This is a genomic window from Mesorhizobium sp. M7A.F.Ca.ET.027.03.2.1 (assembly GCF_003999175.1).
Lineage (GTDB): Bacteria > Pseudomonadota > Alphaproteobacteria > Rhizobiales > Rhizobiaceae > Mesorhizobium.
The window spans coordinates 1-5,509 of record NZ_RZOM01000347.1; the positions used below are offsets into that span (position 1 = coordinate 1).

Genomic DNA, 5,509 nt, shown 5'->3' on the forward strand with positions numbered 1-5,509 from the left:
TGTAGTAGCCGAGCGCGGTTTCGACGGTGCGGTCGACAGCGATCGCCCAGACATAGATGCCCCAGTTGACCGAGATCAGCGCCGCCGTCAGCGCGGCCATGGCGATGGTGCGCGGCGAGCGCAGTGCCGCCTTGAAATCCGCCATGCGGCCGGCCCAGATCAGAACGGCGGCGGCGATCGGCACCGACCAGACGATGCGATGGGCAATGACTTCGGCGAGCGGCAGATGAGCGACCGCCTTCATGTAGAAGGGCAGCAATCCCCACAGCAGATAGGCGCCGAGCGCCAGCAGAAAGCCGCGCCGGGCCTTGGAATCCGCGTCCAGGGTAATTGCTTCAGTGGCCATGGGCCAACGCTATGGCCCAGTCACCTTGGCAAGACCATCGCAAAGTTCTGATGGATCAATGGACTTTCGCTGATGGTTCAACCCTATTCGGCGGCCACCAGTCCGGCCATCTCGCGATTCTTCATCAGCTTGTAGACGATGGAATCCATCAGCGCCTGGAACGAGGCGTCGATAATGTTTTCGGAAACGCCGACCGTCCACCAGCGCGCGCCGGTGCCGTCATGCGATTCGATCAGAACGCGGGTGATCGCCTCGGTGCCGCCATTGAGGATACGCACCTTGAAGTCGGCCAGCTCCATGTCGGCGATCTCGCCCTGAAATTTGCCGAGGTCCTTGCGCAGCGCGATGTCGAGTGCGTTGACCGGGCCATGCCCCTCGGCCACCGACATCTTCTCCTCGCCGTCGACCACCACCTTGACGATCGCTTCGGAGACCGTCTTCAGCTGGCCGTTGGCGTCGAAGCGGCGCTCGACCATGCAGCGGAACGAGGTGACGTTGAAGAACTCCGGCAGGCCGTGCAGCATCTTGCGCGCCAGGAGTTCGAAGCTGGCGTCGGCGCCTTCATAGGCGTAGCCCTCGGCCTCGCGCTCCTTGACCACTGATATCAGCGCGTCGAGCCGGTGATCGTCCTTCGGCACCTCGATGCCGCGCCGCCTCAGTTCGGCGAGGAAATTGGCCTTGCCGCCCTGGTCCGAAACCATTACACGGCGGCGGTTGCCGACCGTTTCCGGAGGCACATGCTCATAGGTCGCCGGCTCCTTGGCCAGCGCGGAGGCATGGATGCCGGCCTTGGTAGCAAAGGCGGAAGCGCCGACATAGGGCGCCTGCGCTTCCGGGGCGCGGTTCAAGAGTTCGTCGAACGCGCGGGACAACCTGGAAATGCCGGTCAGTGCCTCAGTCGAAATACCGGTGTCGAAACGATCGGCGAAGGCCGGTTTCAACGCCAGCGTCGGCACGATCGAGATCAAATTGGCGTTGCCGCAGCGCTCGCCGATGCCATTGAGCGTGCCTTGGATCTGGCGCACGCCGGCCTCGACCGCGGCAAGCGAATTGGCGACCGCCTGGCCGGTGTCGTCATGGGCATGGATGCCGAGATGATCGCCCGAAATACCTGATAAAATAACCTTCTCGACGATGGCGCGGACTTCCGAGGGCTGCGTGCCGCCATTGGTGTCACACAGCACCACCCAGCGCGCGCCGGCATCATAGGCGGTCCTGGCGCAGGCCAGCGCATAATCGGGATTGGCCTTGAAGCCGTCGAAAAAATGCTCGCAGTCGACCAACGCCTCCTTGCCGGCGGCGATCGCCGCCTCGACGGAGGCCTTGATGGCGTCGAGGTTCTCCTCATTGGTGCAGCCGAGCGCGACACGGACATGGTAGTCCCAACTCTTGGCGACGAAGCAGATGGCATCCGACTTGGATTGCACGAGCGACGCAAGGCCGGGATCGTTGGAAGCCGACACCCCAGCCCGTTTGGTCATGCCGAAGGCGACGAATTTGGCGCGCGACGTACGTTTCTCCTGGAAGAAGGCGGTGTCGGTCGGATTGGCGCCGGGATAGCCACCTTCGACATAGTCGAGGCCAAAAGCATCGAGCAGTTTCGCGATGGCGATCTTGTCCTCGACGGAAAAGTCGATGCCAGGGGTCTGCTGGCCATCGCGCAATGTGGTGTCGAAGAGATAGAGGCGCTCGCGGGTCATGGTCATTTGCCTGCAAACTTGTCCGTCGCGCGGATCAGCCGATCCAAAATCCCCGGCTCCGAATAAGCATGACCGGCGCCCTCGATCAGGTGGAAATCCGCCTTTGGCCAGGCCTTGTGCAGCGCCCAGGCATAATGCGCCGGGCACGGCATGTCGTAGCGGCCATGGACGATGGTGCCGGGAATGTCAGCCAGCTTGTGCGCGTCGCGCAGCAACTGCCCTTCCTCCAGCCAGCCGGCATGGACGAAATAGTGGTTCTCGATGCGGGCAAAGGCGATGGCATAGTCGTCCTGCCCGAATGGTCCGCTGGTCTCCGGCTCGGGCAAAAGCGTGATCGTTTCGCCTTCCCACAGGCTCCAGGCGCGGGCCGCCTCGATCTGCGCCTTGCGATCCGTGCCGACCAGCCGCTTGCGGTAGGCAGCCATCATGTCGCCGCGCTCGGCCTCCGGGATCGGCGCCAGGAAGCGCTCCCATTTGTCCGGGAACATTTCCGAGACGCCGAATTGATAGTACCATTCGAGTTCGGCTCGCGTCAGCGTGTAGATGCCGCGCACCACCAACTCGCTGACGCGATCGGGATGCGTTTCGGCATAGGCGAGCGCCAGCGTCGACCCCCAGGAGCCGCCGAACACCAGCCATTTGTCGAAGCCGGCCATTTCGCGCAGGCGTTCGATGTCGGCGACCAGGTGCCAGGTCGTATTGGTTTCGAGCGAGGCGTTGGGCGTCGATTTTCCGCAGCCGCGCTGGTCGAACAGGATGACATCGTAGAGCTTCGGGTCGAACAGCCGCCGGTGTTTTGGGGAAATGGTGCCGCCCGGCCCGCCATGCAGGAACACCGCCGGCTTGGCGCCCCTCGTGCCCGAACGCTCCCAGTAGACCTGATGGCCGTCGCCGACATCCAGCATGCCGGAATCGAACGCCTCGATCTCGGGATAAAGCGTACGCAATTGACTGCTCATAGCTGCAAACCTTTGGTCGGCCAGTCCGCTGTTTCATGGTCTGGGTGCTGGAAGGAGATGATGGATTCCTGCCTGTTGTAATAATCAGGATCCTGGTGGACGGGCTGATCGAAGATCGTCTCCACCCAGGGCAGCCGCGCGGCGTAGTTGACCTGGATCTGCGGGGCAAGATCGGAGCGGTCGTCGAAGGCACCGATAGCGATCTCAAGTCCACCGGGCTGCCGGTAGGTCAGCGGCGTCCCGCAGCGGGCGCAGAAACCACGATCGATGTTGACCGACGACTGGAAATAGCTCGGCTCTTCATGGGTCCATTCGACGCCGGCCCTGGGCACCGTGACCAGTGCACCGAAGAACGAGCCGAACTGCTTCTGGCACATGCGGCAATGGCAGATCGATGGACGGCCGAGCGCTCCATGAATGCGGAAACGCACGGCGCCACACTGGCAGCCGCCGGTTCTTACCTGATCGGTCATGATCTTTCCTTTGGCGGCCATTGTTCGGTGTCGTGGTCCGGATGCTGATAGGAGACGAGATCCGCCAGATAAGAGGCCGACGACACGTCGGCCATCGTCTCCTCGCCCGGCAATTGCGGGATCGTATCGACATAAGGCAGCTTCGCCTCGGTGCCCCATTGGATCAGCGGCACGATCTCCGCCGGATTGTCGAACGCGCCGATGGCGAGGCCAACGCCGTCCGGCGCGGTGAAGGTCAGCGGCGTGCCGCAATCGGCGCAAAAACCGCGATCGACATGGTTGGAGGAGCGGAAGTATTTCGGCTCGCCGCGCGTCCAGTCGAGCCGGGCGCCACGCACCGAAACCAGCGGCGCATAGAACGAGCCGAACGCCTTCTGGCACATGCGGCAATGGCAGACCGAAGCGTCGCCGAGCGCGCCTTCAACGCGAAAGCGCACCGCGCCGCACTGGCAGCCGCCGGTATAGACCGGCCGGTTGTCGAGGCTCATCGCTGTTCACTCCGGGGCATGGCAGACGGCTTCGACATTGTTGCCGTCGGGATCGAGGACGAAGGCGGCGTAGTAGTCCGGATGATAGTGCGGGCGCAAACCCGGCCCGCCATTGTCCTTGCCGCCTGCGGCAAGGGCTGCAGCATGGAAGGCATCGACCTCGGCGCGGCTGCGCGCCGTGAAGGCGACGTGCTGGTGATCCCTGGGCTTGTCCTTGCCGGTACTCAGCCAGAACACCGGCCGGTCACGGCCATAGCCGCCGACCTTGGCACCCCCGGTATATTCCAGCGGCACCATGTAAAGCAGCGCCGCACCAAGCGGGGCCATCGCCTTGTCATAGAAAGCCTTCGAAGCGTCGAAATCGGCAACGGTGATGCCGAGATGGTCGATCATCTTTTTACCTCCCAGGTGGTGATGCGCTCGCCAGTGACCGGATCCTTGCCGTCCTTCAACTGTACACCTTGCGCCAGCAGTTCGTCGCGGATGCGGTCGGCCTCGGCCCAGTTCTTGGCGGCGATGAATGCGAGACGCTTGGCGATTGCCTTGGCGACGTGGTCTTCATCAACCGTCGCCGACGCGACATCGAAGCCGAGGAACAGCAGCGACGCCTTCAGCGCAGCCGCCGCATCGTTGCCGTCCGCTGCCTCGCCAGCCAACTGCGTCAAGACCTGGAAGGCGGCATAGGTTGCGAGATCGTCAGACAAGGCATCGATGACCTGCACGGGCAGCAGTCCTGCGGCGGCCGGCGCAAGGTCGGCCGCCCGCTTCCATTTGCGCAGCGTGTTCTCGGCCTCTTCCAGCTTGCGCACGGAAAAGTCGATCGGTTCGCGATAGTGCGTCATCAGCATTGCCAGCCGCAGCACCTCGCCCGGCCATTTGCGGCCGCCAAACGTCTCGGTCTCGAGCAGTTCGTTGATCGAATAGAAATTGCCGACGCTTTTCGACATTTTCTGACCTTCGACCTGCAGGAAGCCGTTGTGCATCCAGATGTTGGCCATCACGTCCGTGCCATGGGCGCAGCGCGACTGGGCGATCTCGTTCTCATGGTGCGGGAAGATCAGGTCGAGGCCGCCGCCATGGATGTCGAACACCTTGCCGAGATAGGCGGCCGACATCGCCGAGCATTCGATGTGCCAGCCCGGCCGACCCCTGCCCCATGGCGAATTCCAGCCAGGCTCCTCCGGCGACGACAGCTTCCACAGCACAAAATCGCCGGAACTTTTCTTGTGCGCCTCGACGGCGACGCGAGCACCGGCCTGCTGCTCGTCGAGATTGCGCTTCGATAGCTGGCCGTAATCCGGCATCGACGCGGTGTCGAACAGGACTTCGCCCGCGGCAACATAGGCATGGCCGCGTTCGATCAGGCTTTGAATCAAGGTGATCATGTCGACCTTGCCGTCGGCGCGGGGCTCGACGAATTCGGTGGCGCGCGGCTCGACCGTCGGCTCCAGGCAGCCGAGAACCGCCACGTCCCTGTGGAACTGGCCGGCGGTCTTTTCGGTGACCCGCCTGATCGCCTCGTTGAGCGAAAGTGTTCCGGAAG

Annotated in this window: 6 protein-coding genes and 1 pseudogene; all 7 read right to left on the minus strand. The window is 63.3% G+C overall.

The genetic code is table 11. The features are described 5' to 3' along the window. A pseudogene (locus EN750_RS16635) lies at window positions 1–346 on the minus strand (EamA family transporter RarD); the annotation flags it as partial. Window positions 347–429: 83 nt separating this feature from the next. Next, complete coding sequence (gene cimA, locus EN750_RS16640; protein WP_189526251.1) at window positions 430–2,052, minus strand: citramalate synthase; 1,623 nt, start codon at window positions 2,050–2,052, stop codon at window positions 430–432. Beyond that, a complete protein-coding gene (gene pip, locus EN750_RS16645) occupies window positions 2,049–3,005 on the minus strand; it encodes a prolyl aminopeptidase (protein WP_127397059.1) in 957 nt (318 codons plus the stop codon). Before pip ends, cimA begins: the two co-directional genes overlap by 4 nt. After that, window positions 3,002–3,478 carry a GFA family protein gene (locus tag EN750_RS16650; protein ID WP_127397060.1) on the minus strand — a complete coding sequence of 159 codons (477 nt, stop codon included), beginning with the start codon at window positions 3,476–3,478 and terminating at the stop codon, window positions 3,002–3,004. The genes pip and EN750_RS16650 overlap by 4 nt, the downstream gene beginning before the upstream one ends. After that, window positions 3,475–3,966, minus strand: coding sequence for a GFA family protein (locus tag EN750_RS16655; protein WP_127268543.1), 492 nt, complete (start codon window positions 3,964–3,966; stop codon window positions 3,475–3,477). The genes EN750_RS16650 and EN750_RS16655 overlap by 4 nt, the downstream gene beginning before the upstream one ends. Before the next feature lie 6 nt (window positions 3,967–3,972). Beyond that, window positions 3,973–4,359: a VOC family protein gene (locus EN750_RS16660; RefSeq protein WP_127397061.1), complete on the minus strand. Its 387-nt coding sequence runs from the start codon at window positions 4,357–4,359 to the stop codon at window positions 3,973–3,975. After that, window positions 4,356–5,509 (minus strand): cysteine--tRNA ligase (locus tag EN750_RS16665; protein ID WP_127397062.1); only part of this gene is annotated, 1,154 nt, incomplete at its 5' end. The genes EN750_RS16665 and EN750_RS16660, both read right to left, overlap by 4 nt.

Coding starts and splice junctions, on each gene's coding strand:
- cimA (WP_189526251.1), bottom strand. CDS start 2,052: ATGACCATGACCCGCGAGCGCCTCTATCTCTTCGACACCACATTGCGC.
- pip (WP_127397059.1), bottom strand. CDS start 3,005: ATGAGCAGTCAATTGCGTACGCTTTATCCCGAGATCGAGGCGTTCGAT.
- EN750_RS16650 (WP_127397060.1), bottom strand. CDS start 3,478: ATGACCGATCAGGTAAGAACCGGCGGCTGCCAGTGTGGCGCCGTGCGT.
- EN750_RS16655 (WP_127268543.1), bottom strand. CDS start 3,966: ATGAGCCTCGACAACCGGCCGGTCTATACCGGCGGCTGCCAGTGCGGC.
- EN750_RS16660 (WP_127397061.1), bottom strand. CDS start 4,359: ATGATCGACCATCTCGGCATCACCGTTGCCGATTTCGACGCTTCGAAG.